This window comes from Bradyrhizobium sp. 63_E2_N1_3 (assembly GCF_052076005.1).
In the GTDB taxonomy this organism is placed as follows: domain Bacteria; phylum Pseudomonadota; class Alphaproteobacteria; order Rhizobiales; family Xanthobacteraceae; genus Bradyrhizobium; species Bradyrhizobium barranii.
The window spans coordinates 5,148,242-5,167,486 of sequence record NZ_CP197235.1 but is presented as its reverse complement, the minus strand read 5'-3'; the positions used below and the strand labels follow the sequence as shown (position 1 = coordinate 5,167,486).

28 protein-coding genes are annotated in these 19,245 nt (G+C 64.8%); 17 read left to right on the top strand and 11 right to left on the bottom strand.

Annotated features, from left to right (window positions below):
* Positions 1 to 2 precede the first annotated feature (2 nt).
* Both AB7531_RS24905 and AB7531_RS24900 read right to left on the bottom strand, forming a co-directional pair.
* Positions 3 to 434, bottom strand: coding sequence for a COG4315 family predicted lipoprotein (locus AB7531_RS24905; RefSeq protein ID WP_063983587.1), 432 nt, complete (start codon positions 432 to 434; stop codon positions 3 to 5).
* 121 nt (positions 435 to 555) lie between these two features.
* Complete coding sequence (locus tag AB7531_RS24900; protein ID WP_063986404.1) at positions 556 to 1,020, bottom strand: MarR family winged helix-turn-helix transcriptional regulator; 465 nt, start codon at positions 1,018 to 1,020, stop codon at positions 556 to 558.
* 102 nt (positions 1,021 to 1,122) lie between these two features.
* On the opposite strand from AB7531_RS24900, the gene AB7531_RS24895 reads away from it, so the two are divergent.
* The gene (locus AB7531_RS24895; protein ID WP_063983586.1) at positions 1,123 to 3,045 is read left to right on the top strand and encodes an FAD-binding monooxygenase; all 1,923 of its coding nucleotides are present in this window, start codon (positions 1,123 to 1,125) and stop codon (positions 3,043 to 3,045) included.
* Positions 3,046 to 3,284: 239 nt separating this feature from the next.
* On the top strand, positions 3,285 to 3,512 hold the full coding sequence (locus AB7531_RS24890; RefSeq protein ID WP_224580733.1) for a hypothetical protein: 228 nt from the start codon (positions 3,285 to 3,287) through the stop codon (positions 3,510 to 3,512).
* Positions 3,513 to 3,527: 15 nt separating this feature from the next.
* Here AB7531_RS24890 and AB7531_RS24885 read toward each other — a convergent pair whose 3' ends face one another.
* Complete coding sequence (locus tag AB7531_RS24885; RefSeq protein ID WP_187387720.1) at positions 3,528 to 3,806, bottom strand: DUF3551 domain-containing protein; 279 nt, start codon at positions 3,804 to 3,806, stop codon at positions 3,528 to 3,530.
* 111 nt (positions 3,807 to 3,917) lie between these two features.
* On the opposite strand from AB7531_RS24885, the gene AB7531_RS24880 reads away from it, so the two are divergent.
* Positions 3,918 to 4,124 (top strand): hypothetical protein, encoded by a 207-nt coding sequence (locus AB7531_RS24880; RefSeq protein WP_063983585.1) that lies wholly within the window; start codon positions 3,918 to 3,920, stop codon positions 4,122 to 4,124.
* Positions 4,125 to 4,254: 130 nt separating this feature from the next.
* A complete protein-coding gene (locus AB7531_RS24875; RefSeq protein ID WP_231144935.1) occupies positions 4,255 to 4,575 on the top strand; it encodes a hypothetical protein in 321 nt (106 codons plus the stop codon).
* 12 nt (positions 4,576 to 4,587) lie between these two features.
* On the opposite strand, the gene AB7531_RS24870 is transcribed toward AB7531_RS24875, so the two are convergent.
* From AB7531_RS24870 to AB7531_RS24860, 3 genes are all read right to left on the bottom strand, one after another.
* The gene (locus tag AB7531_RS24870) at positions 4,588 to 5,157 is read right to left on the bottom strand and encodes a TetR/AcrR family transcriptional regulator (protein ID WP_063983584.1); all 570 of its coding nucleotides are present in this window, start codon (positions 5,155 to 5,157) and stop codon (positions 4,588 to 4,590) included.
* Positions 5,157 to 5,501, bottom strand: coding sequence for a DMT family transporter (locus AB7531_RS24865; protein WP_014495640.1), 345 nt, complete (start codon positions 5,499 to 5,501; stop codon positions 5,157 to 5,159). The genes AB7531_RS24870 and AB7531_RS24865 overlap by 1 nt, the downstream gene beginning before the upstream one ends.
* A gap of 222 nt (positions 5,502 to 5,723) precedes the next feature.
* Positions 5,724 to 6,389 (bottom strand): O-methyltransferase, encoded by a 666-nt coding sequence (locus AB7531_RS24860; RefSeq protein ID WP_063983583.1) that lies wholly within the window; start codon positions 6,387 to 6,389, stop codon positions 5,724 to 5,726.
* A gap of 97 nt (positions 6,390 to 6,486) precedes the next feature.
* Between AB7531_RS24860 and AB7531_RS24855 the strand changes: the two genes are divergently transcribed.
* The 3 genes from AB7531_RS24855 to pdxY all read left to right on the top strand — a co-directional run bounded on the left by AB7531_RS24855 (position 6,487) and on the right by pdxY (position 8,868).
* Positions 6,487 to 7,119, top strand: a complete 633-nt coding sequence (locus tag AB7531_RS24855) for a TetR family transcriptional regulator (RefSeq protein WP_063983582.1) — start codon at positions 6,487 to 6,489, stop codon at positions 7,117 to 7,119.
* A 107-nt stretch (positions 7,120 to 7,226) separates the two neighbouring features.
* Positions 7,227 to 7,868: an FMN-binding negative transcriptional regulator gene (locus AB7531_RS24850; protein ID WP_063983581.1), complete on the top strand. Its 642-nt coding sequence runs from the start codon at positions 7,227 to 7,229 to the stop codon at positions 7,866 to 7,868.
* 181 nt (positions 7,869 to 8,049) lie between these two features.
* Positions 8,050 to 8,868: a pyridoxal kinase gene (gene pdxY / locus AB7531_RS24845; RefSeq protein WP_063983580.1), complete on the top strand. Its 819-nt coding sequence runs from the start codon at positions 8,050 to 8,052 to the stop codon at positions 8,866 to 8,868.
* Between the two features lie 5 nt (positions 8,869 to 8,873).
* On the opposite strand, the gene AB7531_RS24840 is transcribed toward pdxY, so the two are convergent.
* Positions 8,874 to 10,196, bottom strand: a complete 1,323-nt coding sequence (locus tag AB7531_RS24840; RefSeq protein ID WP_063983579.1) for a hypothetical protein — start codon at positions 10,194 to 10,196, stop codon at positions 8,874 to 8,876.
* Between the two features lie 308 nt (positions 10,197 to 10,504).
* Here AB7531_RS24840 and AB7531_RS24835 point away from each other — a divergent pair, with 308 nt between their 5' ends.
* The 3 genes from AB7531_RS24835 (at position 10,505) to AB7531_RS24825 (ending at position 11,563) form a co-directional block, all read left to right on the top strand.
* Positions 10,505 to 10,669 (top strand): Flp family type IVb pilin, encoded by a 165-nt coding sequence (locus AB7531_RS24835; RefSeq protein WP_028169565.1) that lies wholly within the window; start codon positions 10,505 to 10,507, stop codon positions 10,667 to 10,669.
* A gap of 207 nt (positions 10,670 to 10,876) precedes the next feature.
* Positions 10,877 to 11,131 (top strand): hypothetical protein, encoded by a 255-nt coding sequence (locus AB7531_RS24830; protein WP_028161188.1) that lies wholly within the window; start codon positions 10,877 to 10,879, stop codon positions 11,129 to 11,131.
* Between the two features lie 285 nt (positions 11,132 to 11,416).
* Positions 11,417 to 11,563 carry a hypothetical protein gene (locus AB7531_RS24825; protein ID WP_166096368.1) on the top strand — a complete coding sequence of 49 codons (147 nt, stop codon included), beginning with the start codon at positions 11,417 to 11,419 and terminating at the stop codon, positions 11,561 to 11,563.
* 25 nt (positions 11,564 to 11,588) lie between these two features.
* On the opposite strand, the gene AB7531_RS24820 is transcribed toward AB7531_RS24825, so the two are convergent.
* Positions 11,589 to 12,152, bottom strand: coding sequence for a bifunctional transcriptional activator/DNA repair enzyme AdaA (locus AB7531_RS24820; protein ID WP_063986402.1), 564 nt, complete (start codon positions 12,150 to 12,152; stop codon positions 11,589 to 11,591).
* 140 nt (positions 12,153 to 12,292) lie between these two features.
* On the opposite strand from AB7531_RS24820, the gene AB7531_RS24815 reads away from it, so the two are divergent.
* From AB7531_RS24815 to AB7531_RS24805, 3 genes are all read left to right on the top strand, one after another.
* Positions 12,293 to 12,709: a nuclear transport factor 2 family protein gene (locus AB7531_RS24815; protein ID WP_231144940.1), complete on the top strand. Its 417-nt coding sequence runs from the start codon at positions 12,293 to 12,295 to the stop codon at positions 12,707 to 12,709.
* A 98-nt stretch (positions 12,710 to 12,807) separates the two neighbouring features.
* Entirely contained in the window at positions 12,808 to 13,728 is a 921-nt protein-coding gene (locus AB7531_RS24810; protein ID WP_063983577.1) for a DMT family transporter, read from the top strand.
* A gap of 73 nt (positions 13,729 to 13,801) precedes the next feature.
* On the top strand, positions 13,802 to 14,203 hold the full coding sequence (locus AB7531_RS24805; RefSeq protein ID WP_063983576.1) for a VOC family protein: 402 nt from the start codon (positions 13,802 to 13,804) through the stop codon (positions 14,201 to 14,203).
* A gap of 20 nt (positions 14,204 to 14,223) precedes the next feature.
* On the opposite strand, the gene AB7531_RS24800 is transcribed toward AB7531_RS24805, so the two are convergent.
* On the bottom strand, positions 14,224 to 14,574 hold the full coding sequence (locus tag AB7531_RS24800) for a zinc ribbon domain-containing protein YjdM (protein ID WP_063983575.1): 351 nt from the start codon (positions 14,572 to 14,574) through the stop codon (positions 14,224 to 14,226).
* Positions 14,575 to 14,861: 287 nt separating this feature from the next.
* On the opposite strand from AB7531_RS24800, the gene AB7531_RS24795 reads away from it, so the two are divergent.
* The 3 genes from AB7531_RS24795 to AB7531_RS24785 all read left to right on the top strand — a co-directional run bounded on the left by AB7531_RS24795 (position 14,862) and on the right by AB7531_RS24785 (position 16,682).
* Complete coding sequence (locus tag AB7531_RS24795) at positions 14,862 to 15,398, top strand: helix-turn-helix domain-containing protein (RefSeq protein WP_063983574.1); 537 nt, start codon at positions 14,862 to 14,864, stop codon at positions 15,396 to 15,398.
* Positions 15,399 to 15,650: 252 nt separating this feature from the next.
* On the top strand, positions 15,651 to 16,334 hold the full coding sequence (locus AB7531_RS24790) for a hypothetical protein (protein ID WP_063983573.1): 684 nt from the start codon (positions 15,651 to 15,653) through the stop codon (positions 16,332 to 16,334).
* 66 nt (positions 16,335 to 16,400) lie between these two features.
* A complete protein-coding gene (locus AB7531_RS24785) occupies positions 16,401 to 16,682 on the top strand; it encodes a hypothetical protein (RefSeq protein ID WP_071914421.1) in 282 nt (93 codons plus the stop codon).
* Between the two features lie 574 nt (positions 16,683 to 17,256).
* On the opposite strand, the gene AB7531_RS24780 is transcribed toward AB7531_RS24785, so the two are convergent.
* Positions 17,257 to 18,051: a transglycosylase SLT domain-containing protein gene (locus AB7531_RS24780; RefSeq protein WP_063983571.1), complete on the bottom strand. Its 795-nt coding sequence runs from the start codon at positions 18,049 to 18,051 to the stop codon at positions 17,257 to 17,259.
* Positions 18,052 to 18,397: 346 nt separating this feature from the next.
* Between AB7531_RS24780 and AB7531_RS24775 the strand changes: the two genes are divergently transcribed.
* Positions 18,398 to 18,904, top strand: coding sequence for a hypothetical protein (locus AB7531_RS24775; RefSeq protein WP_063983570.1), 507 nt, complete (start codon positions 18,398 to 18,400; stop codon positions 18,902 to 18,904).
* A gap of 68 nt (positions 18,905 to 18,972) precedes the next feature.
* Here AB7531_RS24775 and AB7531_RS24770 read toward each other — a convergent pair whose 3' ends face one another.
* Positions 18,973 to 19,197, bottom strand: a complete 225-nt coding sequence (locus tag AB7531_RS24770; RefSeq protein WP_371498184.1) for a GCG_CRPN prefix-to-repeats domain-containing protein — start codon at positions 19,195 to 19,197, stop codon at positions 18,973 to 18,975.
* Between the last annotated feature and the right edge of the window lie 48 nt (positions 19,198 to 19,245).

Here is a 19,245-nt window from a genome sequence, read left to right as displayed (position 1 = left end):
ACCTAGTTCTCAGGCCGGGCGACGCGCCATTGCAACGTCGTGGCATTGCCGTTGGCGTCGCCTGGCGCCTTGTCGGCCGGCGAGGTGTAGAGCGGACGATAGCGGTACGCCCACATCTTGCTTCCGTCGTTGCGACTGATCACGGTGAAGTCGCCGATGGGCTTGGCGTCGACCGTAGCGGATAACGGTACCCAGCTCTCGGTGCACTTGCCGTTGCAGTTCGACGTCTTGCCGGTGGTGTCGCGCTCGTAAGTGTAGAGCGTCATGCCCTTGAGGTCGACGAGCGTGGGACCCTGCTTGGTCAGGACCACCTTCGCCGGTGCGGTCGTGGCCTCGGGCTTCGGCGGAGCAGGGTCGCCGCCGCCATGGCCGTTGGCAAGCGCAGGACCGGCCGAGAGCGCGATGGCCGTCGCCGCAATGAGGAACCTGAACATCCGAAACTCCCGGGCGGCAAAGTAAATCGCGCGTTAAACGCCGAATATTGCCGACCGTAGCAGCCGAAGGTTAGTTCCTGGTTTCGCGGCACTGCGACAATTACGGATAGAAATACGGGGTTCATGCCTCCAGCTCGCGCAGCGGGGCGCGGCTGAGCTCGTTGCCGGCGGCAATGGCCTTGCGCAGCAGCCGCATTAGCTCTTCACCTTCCTTCGCGCTGAGGCCGCGCAGCATGACGCGCTGGGCGGACTCCACGGCCGGCGTGATCTTGCGCAGCGTGCGTCGGCCCTCGTCGGTGATCTCAAGCTCGCGGGCGCGGCGGTCGCGGCTGGAGGCGCGGCGCTCGGCAAGGCCTTTCTGGACGAGGCGGTCGATGACGCCGGTGATGGTGGTGCGGTCGTAGGCGATCAATCCTGCCAGCGTCACCTGGTCGAGCCCCGGATTGCCCTTGATGGTCGCAAGTGCCGCGTATTGCACCGGCGTCAGGTCGAAACCGGCTTCCCCAACCTCGGCCAGAAACACCGCCACCGCGATCTGCTGGAACCGGCGCGCCAGATGCCCGGGCATGTCGTTGTTGTCTTTCACCGAATTCTCCGTTGCGGCAGGGAAGGCGCGGATCGTTGACAAGTATACTGATAGTCAGCATACTGAGCAATAACGAAGAAGACGTTGACGGGAGAGGTGCTCATGCAATTCCATCTCAATGGATTTCAGCCGGGCGATCCTGAAATCGCCGATCCCGCCGAACGCATTCTGGCTTCGGGCGCAGCCGGGGTCGTGCCTGAAGAGGTCGATGTCCTCATCGTCGGCTGCGGCCCTGCGGGCCTGACGCTCGCGGCCCAGCTTGCGCAGTTCGGCGACATCAAGACCTGCATTGTCGAGCAGAAGCCGGGCCGTTTGCTGGTCGGGCAGGCCGACGGCATCGCCTGCCGCACCATGGAGATGTTCCACGCCTATGGGTTTAGCGCGCGCGTGCTGAAGGAAGCCTATTGGGTTAACGAGACCACGTTCTGGAAGCCGGACGAACGGAAGCCCGAGACGATCGTCCGCAGCGGGCGTGTGCAGGATGTCGAGGACGGGCTGTCTGAATTCCCGCATGTCATCCTCAACCAGGCGCGCATCCATGACGGCTTTCTCGATGTCATGCGCAATTCGCCGGCCAAGCTCGAGCCCTATTACAACCGGCGCCTGCTCGACCTCGAGGTCGATCCGGCGGCAGGTCCCGCCGACCATGCCGTGACGGTGCGGCTCGAGCGAGGCGATGCCGGCAATGAGGGGAAGGTGGAGACGATCAGGGCGCGCTACGTCGTCGGCTGCGACGGCGCGCGCAGCACGGTGCGCAAATCGATCGGCCGCGAACTGCATGGCGATTCCGCCAACCACGCCTGGGGCGTGATGGACGTGCTGGCGGTGACCGATTTTCCCGACATCCGCTTCAAGGCCCTGATCCAGTCGGCGAAGGACGGCAGCCTGCTGATCATTCCGCGCGAAGGCGGCTACATGGTCCGCCTCTATGTCGAGCTCGCAAAGCTCGATGTCGGCGAGCGCGTCGCCAATCGAAACATCACCGCCGATGACGTGATCGCGAAAGCGCGGCGGATCCTGAAGCCGCACACGTTGGATGTGAAGGAGATCGCCTGGTGGTCGGTCTACGAGATCGGCCAGCGCCTGACCGACAAGTTCGACGACGTTCCGGAGGCCGAGATCGCCTCGCGCCTCCCGCGCATCTTCATCGCCGGCGATGCCTGCCATACCCACAGCCCGAAGGCGGGGCAGGGCATGAACGTCTCGATGCAGGACGCTTTCAATCTCGGCTGGAAGCTCGCCGCCGTCCTCCGGGGGCAGTGTGCACCGGGCCTCTTGCATTCCTATTCGGCCGAGCGCCAGGCGGTGGCGAAGGAGCTGATCGATTTCGACCGCGAATGGGCGGGCATTCTCGCCTCCGCCGCCAAGGCCGGTGGTGCCGATGCGGCCAGGACGCAGGACTATTTCGTCAGGCACGGGCGCTATACCGCGGGCACGGCGACGCATTACCGGCCGTCGCCCCTCACTGGCGCGACATCACACCAGCATCTTGCCGAAGGCCTCGTCATCGGCACGCGCTTCCATTCCGCGCCGGTGATCCGGCTTGCGGACGCCAAGCCGGTGCATCTCGGCCATGCCGCGCAGGCCGATGGCCGCTTCCGCGTCTACGCGTTTTCGCCCGCGGAGGATCCCGCCGCCGCGGGATCGGCGATCCGCGCGCTGTGTGATTTTCTCGCAGAGGCCCGTGAATCGCCGGTCCGTCGCCATACGCCCGCTGGAGCCGACATCGACAGCGTGATCGACCTGCGTGCCGTCTTCCAGCAGGATCATCGCGCGCTCGCCGTGGAGGCGATGCCGGCGCTGCTGCTGCCGCGCAAGGGGCGACACGGCTTGATCGACTACGAGAAGATGTTCTGTCCGGACCTCAAGAGCGGCCAGGACGTTTTCACCATGCGCGGTATCGATCGGAGGGCTGGCTGCATCGTCGTGGTGCGCCCCGACCAATATGTCGCGCAGGTTCTTCCGATCGACGCTTTTTCTGCGCTCGCGGCGTACTTCGACGCGTTCATGCTGCAAGCGAGCTGACGCTCAAACAGCCCTGGCGTTGCCAACGAAAGCCCGGTCCTCGCGCCGGGCTTTCCGTTTGGTTCGAGTCAGGTTCCCGGCTTGTCCAATTTAAGAAAGTTCTTCGCGGGCAGATTTCATCGATCGTAATATGTGTACTCAAAGCTGTAAGCATCCACTCGGGGCAGCGGGGCAACGGGAGGATGACGATGAGACAGAGCCAGGCGGAGACGCGCCGCCAAAATGTCGCGAAGCGGTCGATGACCAAGGAGGCCAAACAACTGTCCAGCCTGATCGCCGGGCTGCGCAAATCCCTCGACGGGATTCACAAGGAGCGGACGAGCACGAAGCTCACCGGTGCCGAGATGGGCATGCTCGACGAGCGCCGCAACAACCTGTTGCTGACCATCGCAGCGTTGGACGACCGTCTCTCGGCGGTGCAAGGGCTGATCGATCTCGGCCGTCCCCATATCATTCGCGTCCACTAAGCGGATCGCGATACCTTAACGGTTCCGTCGCGGCGGCGATGGACCCGGGCCCGGTGGCCGGCTCCGCAGGGCATAAGGGTTGGCGTAGCACTGGGCGGACTGCCCGGAAGCAGTCGCGGCGCACTGCGCGATCGACGTGAAGCTGCAATCGATGCTGCTGCCGTCGATGGTGTAGATCTCGATGCAGACGGGATAGCGCGGATCGTAGGTCTGCGCCCGCGCAGGTGCGGTGGCAAGCAGCGCCACGCCAGGCAAGCCCGCGACAAGCAGAATCGCACTTCTGATGCTGCGCACGATCAATCTCCGTCGCTCAGTTGGAACCAGGGCACAATGCTGCCGTCGATGGCACCAAATTGCCACGCTCCCGGCGAATTGCCGCCAAAGCCCGCTGCCACGAGGGAGCGGGTGCAGAGCGACGCAAGGGGATGCGCATTGGCCTATAAAATGGTCGCAGAACGCGACAATGAGAAGTGCAGTTTTGCCCGCGAGAGCCGGTTGCTCATCGTGGCGAAGGCAAAAGTATGGGCGAGCGAGGGATGGAAGGTCGTCATCACCGACCCGGACGGCAAGGCCTACACTCCGCCCGAATTCGATCAGCTATCGGCGGCGTGACCGCGCGACGGGGCCGATTCTTCTTTTGACGCGTTTTCTTTACGCGAACCGGAATCCACTTCGCTCGAAAACGCTCTAGGGGACGACATTGATTTCGCTGTTTCGACCGGGGCGCGACGTGATCGCGCCCATGGTGACTCTCGCAGCCGCGGCGCTGACGGTGACGGTCGCGTCCGCGCAAAATCTCGATGCCGGCAAGCCGGCCGCAAAGCTCTTCGCGGACGGCTGCGCGACCTGCCATCGCAGCCCGCGGGGATTGGCGAAAGGGCGCTTCAGCCTGACGCTCGCCTGGTTCCTGAAGGACCATTACGCAACCAGCCCCGACTCCGCCAAGGCGCTCGCCGCCTATCTGGTGTCCGTCGACGAACCGCCGCCGCGCGCGGCGGCCAAGTCCGGTGCAAAGCCGGCCAAATCCGCGCCGCGTCCGCCCAAGGCAGTGCAGAGCCAATAGCTGTCGTTCCGGTTATCCGCGCCGATAGGTCTGTGCGATCAGGCGGTCGTGCACGGCACGCAAGTCCGCGCCCATGCGCGTCTGTCCCGTCGTGATGTAGGACAGCCAGGCGCCGTCGGCGGCGAGGCGCACAACGTGGAGTTCGGGCGCCGCGTCGGTCGTACGGTGACGCTTCAGGCGCGCCTTCATCCAGTCGTTCCAGAGCCGGCGCAGGGACGGATCGGTGACGACGACCATGCTCAGCGCCGCCCAGGGCGTCGCAAAGCCGAAGGCCTTGCCGGTGAAGACCGCATTGACATAGGCCCGCGTAAAGCTGCCGCGCGGCTTCGGGTCCGTTTCGATAGCGGCGTCGATCTCGGCATCGACGCGGCCGAGGAGATCGGCGAACAGGCCCTCGATCAGCGCCTGCTTGCTGCCGAAATGATGAAACAGCCCGCCCTTGGTGACGCCGGCCGCCGCCGCCACCGCCTGCACCGTGATCCCCGATACGCCGTGATCCATGGCGATCGCCGCGGCATGGTCGAGCAGGGCGCGCCGGACCTGCTCGGGCTGCTTGGCGCGGGTGTAGGCGCTGGCCGGCATCAATGCGCCGTCGTCTGCGAGAACAGGTTGATGACCACGACCCCTGACACGATCAGTCCGATGCCGACGAAGGCCGCGGCGTCCAGCATCTGGCGGAACAGCACGAAGGAGACGGTCGCAGTCAGAATAATGCCGACGCCGCCCCAGATCGCATAGGCGATGCTCAACGGAATGACCCGGATCGCCACCGACAGCGCGTAGAAGGAGGCGACGTAGAACAGCACCATGGCCAGCGTCGGCCATGGCCGCGTGAACTGCGCGGACTGTTGCAGGAAGGCGGACGCGGTCACCTCGAAGACGATGGCGAGGGCAAGCGCCGCGTAGGCATTGAAGGCGGAGGTCATGGCGAGCTCAGATGTGGCGCGCGAAAGATACCGCGCGGTAGGTATGTTTAGCACGCGGAACATGGCTTTTGGCGGGTGAAGGTATCACGTGTGAGTGACGAGCCTGCGACAGGCCGGAGCCTGTTGGCAGCGGTTTGCCGGAGTTTTGGCTGTTTCGCCGAAAAGACGAAGCCGCCGCGCGATAGATCGCACGACGGCTCGGAGTGTCGATTTTATGCGGCGTCAGCTGATCCGCACGGAGAGCTCGACGTCTTCGGCGAAGGGCGTGGACATGTAGCCGCTTGCGGGCCTGCGTACGCGCGCGAGATAGTCGGGGCTGTCGTCGGCATTGTCGGCGACGATGATCGCGCCCGGCTTGAGATGGCCTTCGACCAGATCCAGGATCTCCGGGTAGAGCGCCTTGGCGCCGTCGAGCAGCACGAGGTCGATCGTGTCGGGCAGATCGGCGCTGAGCGTCTTCAGCGCATCGCCCTCGCGGATTTCGACGAGATCGATCAGCCCACCAACCGAAAGATTGTCCCGTGCCCGTGCCGCCTTGGACGGCTCGAACTCGCTGGTGATGAGACGGCCGCCGCCATTGTCGCGCAAGCCTGCGGCAAGGTGCAGGGTCGAGATGCCGAACGAGGTCCCGAACTCGACAATCGCCTTGGCGCGCGAACTGCGCGCCAGCATGTAGAGCAGGTGACCCGTCTCGCGCGAGACCGCGAGCGGTGCGTCCTTCAAGCGTCCGTAGAGGTCGCGGTAATCGGTCTTGCTCCGCATCATCCGCGCCCGGTCTGCGTCGGACAAATCGGCGACGGCGGCGTGCGTTGCGCCCCTGGCTGCTTCGGCCTCGTCAAACAGGCGATCCAGCAGCGGCGCAAGCGTTGTGATGGTCGGGGTGGTCATTTGATGTCTCCGGAGTTCGCGAGGAAGCGCGCGCTTGCCCAGCGGTTGAAATACGACTAATTCGTCGCATTTCCTATTCGCATTGCCCGAGTACGCCATGGCCGACCGTCGAAGCCGTTCAATTTCCTCACGAAAACAGCCGCAACAGGCCCGATCGAGCGGGCTGGTGGCCGCCATTCTGGATGCCGCTGTTCAGGTCCTGGCCAAGGAGGGGGCGCAGCGTTTCACTACGGCACGGGTGGCGGAGCGGGCCGGTGTGAGCGTCGGATCGCTCTACCAATATTTTCCGAACAAGGCGGCGATCCTGTTCCGCCTCCAGAGCGACGAGTGGCGGCGCACGAGCGAGCTCTTGCGCGGGATCCTCGCGGATGCGGCGAAGCCGCCACCGGCGCGGCTGCGCGCGCTGGTCCACGCTTTCATTCGTTCCGAGTGCGAGGAGGCCGCGATCCGCGTCGCGCTCAGTGACGCTGCACCGCTGTATCGCGACGCGCCCGAGGCGCAGGACGCCCGGGCAGCCGGCGAGGGGATCGTCGCCGCGTTCATGCGGGAGGCGCTGCCGAAAGCCTCGGATGCGACGCGTACCCTCGCCGGCGAGCTGATCACGGCGACGCTGAGCGAGGTCGGCAAGAGTTTTTCGGAAGTGACGCGGAGCGAGACGGAGATCGCAGTCTATGCCGATGCCATGGCCGACATGTTCTGCGCCTATCTTGCGACGCTGGCGCGGCGCTGAGGCATTGCTGACATCGGCGTTTGCGGGCCGATTGTTCTTCAGATCTTGCCGGCTCGTGGGTTAACCTTCTCTCGCCGTTCCCTATTCGAGCCATCGAGCGCCGCGCCATGCATGTGCTTCGCCCCCAGTTTCGCATCGAGGAGCAGCGTGCGCTGGAATTTGCCGGGCAACGCGGCTTCGGCATGATCGTCGCGGCGGACGAGCACGGTCCGCGGGCCTCGCACGTGCCGTTCGTGCTGGGCGAGCGCGACGGGCAGGTGGTCGTGCAGATCCATTTCACCGCCAAGAATCCGCTCGTTGCGCTTGCGGACGGCACGCGGCGCTTCCTGCTGATCGTTGCCGGCGACGACGCCTACATCTCCAACGACTGGTACTCTTCGCGCGACAATGTCTCGACCTGGCTTTACGAGGCCGTGCACCTGTCGGGCGTGGCGCATCTGCGCGAACTGGACGAGAACCGCGGGCATGGCGATGCGCTGCTTGCGGTGTCCGAGGCGCGGTTGCCGAAGCAGCCCTGGGACCTCGCGCAAATGGAGCCGGGCAAGCGCGAGAGCATGCTGGCTGCGATCCGGGTCGTCGATCTCGTGGTCGACACCGTCGAGGGGCAGGCCAAGCTCAATCAGCACAAGAGCGATGCGGACCATGTCGCGATCGCTGACCGGCTGGCGCGGTCGGAGGAGACGGGGCACGGGCGGCTGGCGCGGAAGATGCAGGCGCTGCGGCCGGGGCTGGGGTATGAGATGCTCTAAACTTGTAGCCCGGATGGAGTCAACGGGTCGGCGCGAAGCGGCCGCCCGATGACAAGCTCCGCGTAATCCGGGATTCATGCCGCGATCTGAGAACCCCGGATTGCGCTTCGCTCCATCCGGGCTACACCAGCCGTTCCTGCTACGCTTGCGTCGCTCAGCATTTGATCTTACGGACCTCTGCATGCTCGTGATCTCCATTCAAAGCCAGGTGGTTCACGGCCATGTCGGCAACAGCGCGGCGGCCTATGCCATGCAGGCCGAGGGCGTGAACGTCGCGGCGGTGCCGACGACGCTGCTGTCGAACCATCCGCGTTATCCGACGTTGCGTGGGCGGGTGCTGGAGACCGAGCTCGTCGCCGATCTCCTCAAAGGCGTCGAGGAGCGCGACCTCGTCGATGAGGCCGCGGTGCTCGTCACCGGCTATCTCGGCTCGCCTGGCAACGCGGCTGTGATCGCCGACTTCGTCGAGCGGGCGCTGACGCGGAATTCGAAGCTCGTCTATCTCTGCGATCCCGTGATCGGCGATGACGGCCGCGTCTACGTCGCCGATGGCATTCTGGACGTGGTGCAGCACCGGCTGCTGCCGGCCGCCAACCTGACCACGCCGAACCAGTTCGAGCTCGAGCTGCTGTCGGGCGTCACGATCGCGGACACGCAGAGCCTGCGCACGGCCTGCGCGGCGCTGGCGGGGCAACGTCGCATCGATGTCGTCGCTACTGGCTGCACGCTCGCCGACACGGCAGAAGGGCAGGTGGAGACGATCCTGTGCGCCGACGGCCAGCTGTCGCGCTTTGCGACGCCGCGGTTGCCGATCCGCCCCTCAGGCACCGGCGATCTCCTTGCCGGCCTGATTGCGGCGCATCTGGCCAAGGGCAAGGCGATGCAGGCGGCCGTACGGCTCGCGGTCGAAACCATCTTTGCGGTGCTGGTGCGCACGCAAGACGCAGGCACCGCCGAGATGCGCCTCGTACCGCTGCCGATCCCCGGGCGGAAGCCGTAACAGGGTCAGGTCGCGCGCTTGCCGGCCGATTGCGCTGACTTCTGCGGCTTGGCCAAACTCTTCTGCTCGCGTGCGGCGTGTGTCTTTCGCAGCTTTGCGTGGGCCGCGGCCCGCATCACCTTCTTGGACCTCACGTTGGCCGCTTCCTTGCGGTCTCCCGTGCCACGCTTCGAGATGTATTCCTGGCCGTCGACCGGGCCGACATGCGGCGGATCGCGGCCGAGATAGGGCCGGCCGATGCCGAATGCCTTGCCGTTGGCGTCAACCCACTTCCACAGGATTTCGGTCGAGACCCAGCGCTGCGCGCGGTTGTTGCCCTGGGTGCTGACGATGTCGGCCGCCATGCCGTGGCCGTAGCCACCGCGCGTGCTGCCGCCATGATAGGAGCGGTCGGAGGCGGCCTTCAGGCCGCTCGCGATCGACTGGCGGTAGTCGTCGCGGAACGCGCTGGTGATGCCCGGCGACAGGCCGGCGGACTCGGCTGCGAGCAGCATGCGAAACAGCTTTCGCTTGAAGCTCTTGTCCATGCCGCCGATGACGTAGTCCATCATCGGCATGCTGGCGCGCTCGGCCGCTTTCGGATCCTTCCAGCCAAAATCCTGATCAACCAGCTTTGTGAAGCTGCGCATCACCGTGACCATCTTGCCCCTGCGCTTGATGGTGACGGGGCGGCGGTCCTCGACCTTGATCGAATCCTCCTTCGCGGTGCGCTGATAGAGCGTCCACAGATAGCGGTCGATGCAGGCGTCCATGACAAAGCATTCATCGAGCACGGCGACTGTGTCGGCCGGCGGCGAGGGCGTGCTCGCGGCAGGCGCTGGGCCGGTCGCGATCGCCGCGGGCGACAGCTCATCTGTCGTCACGATCTCGGTGGGATCGGCGGAGGCGAGCTTGACCACGGGCTCCGGCGCCGGTGCGGCTTCTGCTGGTGCAGCCTCGCTGAGGACGGGCGCGGGTTCAGGTGAAATCTGTAGCGCCGGCGGCGCTTCCGCCGGCAAGATCAGCGCCGGATCGGCCGAGGCGAGCTTGATGACGGCGGCGGGCATCTCGGCTGTTGCGGCCTCGGGGGCCGGATCCGGATTCGGTGTCGCAGCGACAGCGGCTGCGATATCGGCGGTCAGGGCGATGCCATCCTCGATGGCCGCAGCATGCGGGACGTCGGCGAGCTCGAGCCGGCCAAGATCTTTCGCGTGCGACACGGCGGAAGCATTGGCGCTGCCTTTCTCGATGAGGGCCGGAGCGTAGGCGGACAGGGAGAGCGCCAGCCAGCCGGCGAGAACGGCCGAGGGGCACGAGACCGCCACCAGAAGAGACCGCCGATCATTCATGATCCCTGCCTCCAAACGGTTCTGTTCGAACCAATCTTGCACAGCCAGGCACGTGACGCGTCAATTGTTCGGAGGATGGTGTGGCGGCGCAATGGCGCAAAGAGGCGAAATGGGGCTTTTCGGGCGGGTGTTGCCGAGGTGCAACGCGAGTTCCCTGCGGTTTGAGGGGCGGCAAGTGGCTGAAAAGCGCCAGCCATTCATTGTCATCAAATTGAAGGGGTTGAATTGACTCAATCTTGGATTGCGGCTTGGTATCTCTCCCGTGCCAGCAACGTGCGGTAGAGTTGGAAGGGATGCGAGTTGTGAAATTGAAATGCCTGTTGACCGAATTTGCCGCCGATGAATCCGGCGCCACCGCGATCGAATACGGCTTGATTGCAGCTGGTATCGCGCTGGCGATCATCGAGATCATCTATGCGCTCGGCACCAATCTCGTCGCAAAGCTGCAATCGCTGGCGACGGCGTTGAAATAGGCCGCGTGGACGCGGGGCATGTGCTCGGTACCTGACCGCCGCCCATAAAAGTGTCATGTCGCGTCTGGCAGGGCTTTGACCAAGCGCTTGTGCGCATTAAACATATTGCCATGCAGCGGGCGCGCTGTTGCAATGCAACGGAGCATGTCGCAATGCAGCAAAACGCGCTTAAATGTGCTCCGAACCTTCCACTCAGGAGCATCACCAATGAACAAGAAGACTCTGTCGATCGCCGCCGCCATCCTGACGATCGCGGGCAGCACCGCGGCTTTCGCCGCCGAGTTGCCGACCTATGAGGCCAACGGTTTTCCGGTCTCCCCCCTGCAGGTGCGCGTGCTTGGTGCCGCGCATGTCGAGCAGCAGGCAACCGTGCCGACCACGGTCGCTTCGGTCCACCAGGCCCGCGTGCTGACGCCGCGCAAGGTCAAGACCGCGGATGTCACGACGGGCACGGCCCGCTGATCTCAATCGTCTGAAGACAACACGAATCTGGCTCGTCTCCTCCCGAGCCTGCGCGGACCGTGTTCTCTTTCGGGAGCGCGGTCTTTTTTTGAGAGGCGAGCCGTGATTTGGCGCGGCCGTGCGCGGGTTGAGAAAGCTGCGGCAAGAAAAATCGCCGTCGCGCGCCGGTTGTGTACGGCCGTTCAAGACGCGTGTGATCTCTTTAATAGTTGCTTTGCAGATCGCGGCGCCTGATGCGGGCGCCGCTTAGTGGCGGCCAAAAACCGTTTTCATAATGGAGCCGTCATGCCCGTTGCGCAAAAAGCCGTTATTGCCACCACCTCGCCGCGCGCGTTTATTCTCAGACATATTGCATTGTTCGCAGCCGCCGCGCTGTTCGTGTTCGTGCTGAGCCTGACCTATGGACTCGATCTCAGCCCCGGGTTTTTCTGAGCGAACTTGCGCAGTTCGATTCGGGCTACGCATGCTTCGATGAGCGCAGGCTGGACGGCGATCTTCCATAGAGCTCGGCGAACGCGGCGTTGAATCTCCGCAGGCTACCGAAGCCGGCCTGGAACGCGATGTCGGTCATGGTGCGTTCGCCGGCATCGAGCAGGCGTTTTGCGCGCTGGACGCGCAGCGTCTTGGCAAGCTGCTGCGGCGTCGCGCCGACATGGCGCTCGAACAAGCGCGCCAGGTGACGCGAGGAGATGCCGAGCCGCATCGCGAGCGTCACCACCGAATCTTCATCGAGCGCGCCCTCGTTGATCAGCTTCACCGCGCGCGCGACCGTCGAACGCGTGCCGTTCCAGGCCGGGCAGAACGGTGCGGTTTCGGGACGGCAGCGCAGGCAGGGCCGGAAGCCAGAGGCTTCGGCCGCGGCCGCCGTCGGGTAATAGACGACGTTGCGCGTCAGCGGCTGCTTGGCCGGACAGACCGGGCGGCAATAGATGCCCGTGGTCTTCACCGCGGTGAAGAAGCGGCCGTCATAGCGGGAATCCCTGCGCAGGCGCGCGGCGTTGCAGTCGTCAAAACTCAGCATGACCGGATGATAGCGCATGCCTGCGCGGGCGGAAGGGCCGCGGGATGACCGAGTCCGATTGTGGCGAGCCGCAACGCGCATGGCGGCCTAGAAGCCAGCCCTCGATGCAAGCCCCCTCAATGCCAGTTCTGGAGCGCGCCGTGACCAGCCCGAAAGACATCGTCCTCAACGCCTGGAAGACCTTTTCGTCGCGCGATGCCGGCCGCATCGCCGCACTGTTCACCGACGATGCCGAATGGATCGCGCCGAAGGGCAACGCCACCGCCGTCGCGCTCGATCACACCGATCACATGGTGGGCGCGCAAGCGATCGCGCGCTTCATCGCGCAGGAGATGCACAGGATGTTTTCCGAGATCGATATCGCCTTCCGCAGCGTCTACGCCGACGGCGATGTCGTGATCGTGGAAGAGCGGATGCGTGCCACGCTTGCGGGCGGCAAGCCCTACGAGAACGACTATTGCTTCGTGTTCACGGTGGCCGGGGACCGCATTCGCGAGGTGCGGGAATACATGGACACGCGCAAGGGATGGCGGATGGTGTTCGGCGAGGAGGCATGACGGTTGATACGCTCCATCCGAGCTACGGAATCTCGCCGTGTGCCAGACCTGCAACGGCGTGGGTTGAGGCGGCTCACGCGCTGACATAAGGCTTCCTCATGGATCAGCGAACGAGCGGCGCTGACGCTCTCATTCAGAAGAACGATGCGGCGCCGGCGTTACTCGGCGTCGTCTGCGGCCTGTCGGCTGCGCTGTTCTGGGCGCTGGGCTTTGCCGGCACGCGGCACGGCCTCAAGGTCGGTTTCACCCCGGTCGATCTGCTCGTGCATCGCTATGTCTGGTCGGGCATCGCGTTCCTGCCGCTGGTCGCGCGCGCCGGCATCGGTGATCTCTGTGGCATCGGCTGGGGCAGGGGCCTTGTGCTGATGGTGCTCGGCGGTCCCGTGATGTCGCTGATCTCCTACACCGGATTCCTGTTCGTGCCGCTCGGCCACGGCAGCGTGATCCAGCCCTCCTGCGCGACGCTCGGCGGCCTCCTGCTCGCGGCAGTCGTGCTGAAGGAGCACATCTCCGCCTCGCGCCTTGCCGGCGCCCTGGTCATCGTCGGCGGCCTCTGCGTGATCGGCGCCGAATCGATCGGCCATATTGGGTCCGACGGCGTGCTCGGCGATCTGATCTTCGTGCTCACCGGATTCATGTTCGCCGGTTTTGGCGCGCTGCTGCGGCACTGGCGCGTCTCCGCCGTGTCGGCCGCGCTCGTCATCAACGTGCTGTCGCTGCTGCTGTTGCCGATCTATCTCGCCACCGTCGGTCTCGCCCATGTCGCGGCGATCGGCGTGACCGAGAATGCCATTCAGGCGCTGGCGCAGGGCGTGCTCGCCGGCCCCGCCGCGCTTTATCTGTTCGCTGTCTCGGTCCAACGCCTCGGCGTCGCCCGCGCCGCCGTGATCCCGGCCTGCGTGCCGGCGCTGACGCTCCTGGTCGGCTGGCTGCTGCTCGGCGAGCCGCCGACGATGTTGCAGGTGGCGGGCCTGGTCACGGTGCTGTGCGGGTTCTATCTGGCGCAGCGGCAGCGGTGATCGCATAGCGCGACCGGAGGTGCGGCAACATTCCGGATTATGCGTCCGCTCCATCCGGGCTACGCTGTCCGTCATGACCATCCTGCTCAACATCGACGTTCCCGACGCAGCGCAAGCGACCACCTTCTACACCGCCGCCTTCGGCCTGACGGTCGGCCGCCACTTCGGCACCGACTTCGTCGAGCTGCTGGGCTGGCCGGCGCCGGTGTATCTTCTGACCAAGCAGGCCGGCACACCGGGCGCGGGCAGCGACCGCCGGCGCTACGAGCGGCACTGGACGCCGCTGCATATCGACGTCGTCGTCGACGATGTCGATGCCGCCGTCGCGCGCGCACTTGCCGCCGGTGCGACCCTCGAGGCGCCCGCGTGCGATGTGCCTTATGGCCGGATCGCCATGCTGGCCGATCCGTTCGGGCACGGGTTTTGTCTGCTGGCATTCAGCGCGAAAGGGTATGACGCGCTGCTGGAGGAATAGCGCGAGCGGACGCGGGCGGCTTAAGCCTTCTTCACGAACTCCGATTTCAAATTCATCGCGCCGATGCCGTCGATCTTGCAGGCGATGTTGTGGCCGTCGGTGGCGTCCTGGAGGCGAATGTTCCTGACCTTGGTGCCGCCCTTGACGACCGACGACGACCCCTTGACCTTGAGGTCCTTCATCACGATGACGCTGTCGCCATCGGCGAGCGCATTACCATGCGCATCGCACACGCCGGCCTCCTGCGCGACCGGAGTGGCCGCATCGCCCCCAGCGCGCCATTCATGGGCGCATTCCGGACAGACCCAGAGATCGCGGTCCTGATAGGCGTGCTCGGACTGGCAGTTCGGGCATTTCATCGGTTCGGTCATTGCTTGCCTCGTCACCCCCTAGAGCCTTTGCTCCAGGTTTTTGTTTTGGCGCGTTTTCTTTACGAAAACCGGTATCCACTTCGCTCGAAAACGCTCTCACGGGCGCGCCGCACGCATTCCGCCGGAAAAGATGGATTGGGAGCAAATCCTTTACCATGGCGTCCGGTCCCGGTTGAAGTGCCGGAGCCTTAGGAGTTCGGGAAAAATTCCGCGGTATCCATGTCCTGATCATACGGATGCGTCGGCTACGCCGTTCGACGCTGCCGCAAGCTTTGGGAGTCCAGGTCATGAGCGAGCATCGTGCCGCTGCCAGACATCAGACGTTGCGAACCGGGATTGTCGAGTTCGACAACGGCACCGGCAGCCTCATCAGCGTGCCCTGCACGATCCGCGATGTCTCCGGCACCGGCGCCCGCCTGCAGCTCAACTCGTCGCTATGGGTCGCCGAGCAGTTCACGCTGGTCTTCAGCAGCGGACTGCGCAAGGACTGCCGCGTCGCCTGGCGCAAAGGCAGACTGATCGGCACCGCGTTCGCCGAGGGTTATGCGAGCCCGGACGAACAGGCCGTCATGATGACCGCGGACGAGCAGTCCCGGCATCGGCTCGGGATCGGTGCGCGCGTCAGAGCGGCGCGCGAGACCCGCGGCTACACCGAAGTCCAGCTCGCCGAGCGCATCGGCGTGACGCCCGCCTTCCTGGCGCTGGCCGAGAACGGCGAGGCCGACATTCCGCTCTACCAGCTGATGCACATTGCCGATTTGCTGATGGTCGGCCTCGACGGGCTCGTCGCAGGTCCGCCGCCTGAGGACGTCGACGCGGCGTAGGGGCACACCTCGCGGAACTGTCCGGCCAACAAAAATGTCGAAAACAACCCCATGCACCGTAGAAAACTCGCGTGATTTCAGGGGTCTGCGGGACCGAATATTGTGCTGCACCGTCGGCAATCCCGATCGTTGCTTGCCTCGGATCGATTTCGGTGATCCCGAATAAAATTTGACTCGTCGGGCAAAACAGGGGCACTATGGCATGGTGGCGCCGGTGCGAGGGAGAGGTGCTTCGCCGGGCCGCGGGGAGACATGCCGAAAGACCTGAAGAGAAAACTGAAGACCTACCAGACCTCGCTCGGCTTCTACGACCAGGCGGTCGCCGCACCCTCGATGAAGGCGGCGCTGGAGGCCTGGGGCGCGAGCTCCAACCTCTTCCATCAGGGCGCCGCGAGGGAGACCGACGACCCCGACATCGTCGCGGCGACCATGGCAAGCCCGGGCGTCGTGCTCCGGCGTCCGGTCGGCTCCGGCGGCCCGTTCACCGAGAACGCCGCGCTGCCGACCGATCTCGCCGACGATGAGGCCAAGCGAAAACCCAAACCCAACTCCAACTCCAAGTCCAAGCCCGAGTCCAAATCCGAGTCGAAGCAGCCTCCGGCCGAGGGCGTAACAAAACAGTCACGCAAGATTGACGATCAGGACGCGCGCAAAGCCGCCGCGGCGTTCGAGAAGGAAGAGCGGCGGCGGGACGCCGAGCGACGCAAGGAAGAGGTCGCCCTCGCCAAGGAGCGCGCCAAGGAGCGCGCGCGCCGCGACAAGGCGGTGGCCACGGCCCAGGCGGCGCTGGACAATGCGAGGCGGGAGCACGCCGCGAAGGCGGAGGCGATCGAAGCCGAGCGGGCTGTGCTCGACGAACGCGCCGAGGCCGAGCAGGGCCGGTGGGACAAGCAAAGGAAAAAGCTGGAGGAGGCTCTGCGCCGCGCGCGCACGTAGCGCGAGCGAATTTAGCTTGCCTTGCCTTGCGTCCTTTTGCACTCTTCCAGGGAAGGAGACCAACGCATGAAGATCATCACCGCCGCGTGTGCGCTCGGAACGGCCCTGGTGCTGTGCAACCTCGGGATATCGGGCGCTGAGGCCCGGACGCGGAAGGCCCAAGTGGTTCGCGAACCACAGCAGAGGCTTATCGTCACGGCGCCCGTGCTCAGGCCGACGCCGTGGGATTACTACATTGTTCCACGATATCGTTATCGCCCTGAAGACGACCGGGTCGATCCGAACGGTCCGCCCTATGTGTCGTCATGGGTCCGCTACGAGGGATGGCGGTGGCCGTACTGGTGGTAGAGGAATAGATGCGTATGATGGGTAGAGCGACTTGTCCGCCGTAGCTCGAAGAGCGAAGGCGGAAGCGAAACCCATCAATGGCCGTCATGGAATGATGGGTTTCGCAAGCGCTCCACCCATCCTGCGCGCTGCTCCTCGAGGCATCCCCGAGACGTGCTATGCTCCTGGGCGGGAGGAATCAGCATGAGAGTCCCTACCGCGATACTCGCCCTGCTTCTTTCAAGCCCGGCCGCCGCCCAGGAGTGCCAGACATGCTCAATGGCCGACGCCTGCATGAAGGAGTACTCTAAGGCAACGTTGGAGGCCCAAAGGGCCACGAAGCAAGCAATCCGGGACTGGAAGCAGAATCTGGACCGAAAGGCCTCCGCCGAATTGTCCAGCAGGGGCATACTCGCATTGCAGGACGCGATGGAGGCGCAGGTTCGTTCCGAGCTGGAGCGGCTGAAGGAGTGCCTGGCGAAGATCAGGTAGGGCGCAAGCGCGCGGCGGAAAGCACCCGCATATAGGGACGCGCGCCCTCGCGACCATGAATGTCTAGGCTGGTGCGCTTCGCGCAGCCGCAGGCAAACCCACCCTACGGGTCATCCGCCGATAGCCGCAGGAACTGCCGCTTCATCGCGTTGACCCTGGCGATATAGCTTGCAACCGAGTGATCGCCGCAGCGTTCGTCGGCGATCATCTGAAACTTGCGGCGCGCGTAGGCTGTGGCGGGACCGGCGCCGCAGAGATGGATGAAGGCGGCCAGATCCTGCTTCTGCTCGCGGCTTGCCTTCACATCGCCCGCGCGAGCGAGAACGTCAGCCACGTTGCGGTCCAGATACACCGATGCCAGCTCGATGGCGTGGCTCGGGATCGCGCGGCTATAGAGGCCCGTGAACCCGCAACCGGTCTCCGTGACCGCGTTGCCGCGGACACAGAACCGTGCGGCGTCGGCGTAGGCGGGATCGGTCATCTGGTAGAGGCCGACGGCGCTGGAGGCGGGCCGGTAGATCGCGAGCGGATTGAGGCTCAATCGCCAGCGCCAGTAGGTGCGCGCCACGGGATTGCCCGAGCTCTCGACCTGCGCCAGCGCGGCCAGCAATTCGGGCGTGATCGTCGCGGTGGAAAAGCTTCGGAACAGCGGCCCGTATTGCCGCCAGTTCTCGGCCGGCTCCTTGTCGAGCGCGTTGCCGACAAGGACGAACAGCTCGGTCGGCTTGCGGATGACGTGATAGACGATGTTCAGAAGCGCAGCGACCGCAAGCAGGATCGCCACGCTGCCTGCGATCCGAACCATCCGCGGTGCGCGCGCGAACCTCTTTCGCATCCACCGGGCGCCTCGCCGGACGCTGCGAAGGCGGGGGAGGAGGCGTTTGCTTTTTCGTGGCATGGGTCTGGTGGGAGCGCGTGGATGAGTTGAGGCTTTGCGAAATCCATCACCTGACGGGGTCGATGGGGATCGACTCGCTCCACCCATCCTATGGATCGTGTGGGGGTATCACTGCAACGATTCGTCCCTGTCCTCTGAGAGTTGGGTGCACCGTCACCGCAATTCGAACCGCAACTATGAGAGGTTGAGCGTTGATGACATCCATCATCGCTGCGTGCCGCGGCGGAAACTGCACAAAAATGGTAAAGCTGCGACTGTCAACGACATATCTGATTAGAAGGTCGCTTATCCACGTAATACACTCAGCGCCGTTTGGGGTACGGGGAGCGTATTGGGAGGGTCAATCATGGCAAGTGTCGAACAATTGCGCAGACGTGAAGGCGTAAACTTGGTCCAGCTCGAGGCGGACATTGCATCGGTGCGCACGGGAAGCTCGATTGCTTCAATTGCGCTGCCCGATTACGTCGAGCACACCGAGGGGGTCACGCGCGTGGGCGCGCTCAGTGCAGAGGCGGTCATTCGTGACTATGAGTCCGCTGCGAAAGAGATCGAGGCCATGGGCGCCGAGCTGATCGATGCCGCGCGAAAATGCGAGGCGCTGACAGCCCAGGTCCATGATGCGATCGCCTTCATGCGCGAGACGGCAGCGGGGTATCGCGACGAGGGGCGGAAGATCTTCAAGCGCATCGAGGAATGCGCGCTCTTCACGGAAGACGTCCGCAAGACGTGCGAGCAGGTCAAGCGCAGGATGAAGGACGTCTCGGTCGGCGAGTACTGCAGCGAGGAGCTTGCGACGGAAGAGCTCGAGCCGACCGGGATCGCAGCCACGGTGTCGGTGTGCGAGGTACGGTGAGGCGGGCGTAGAGCGTAGTTCGCAGGATGGGGTGAGCGCTCGCGCGCCCCCATCCTGCGGGCTGGGCTTCAAAGCCAATCGCGCGTCGACGGGAAACAAGCCCGTTTGCGAGAGTCCCAGACGTAATCCGAACCGCCGCAAGGCGGACGCGCACGCGACGTGGCCGGACATTGATTCCAGACCCGCGCACCCGTTGCCCAGCCATCGACCACGCACGCGCCGGAAACGGTGGCGTGGCAACCGGTGCCGCAGCCGTCTGCGGCGCTGGCCGCGCAGACTGCAAACAGAAGCATCATTGGGGTCAACAGGACGCGTGAAAGGTGCCTGGTCATGGGCTTGCT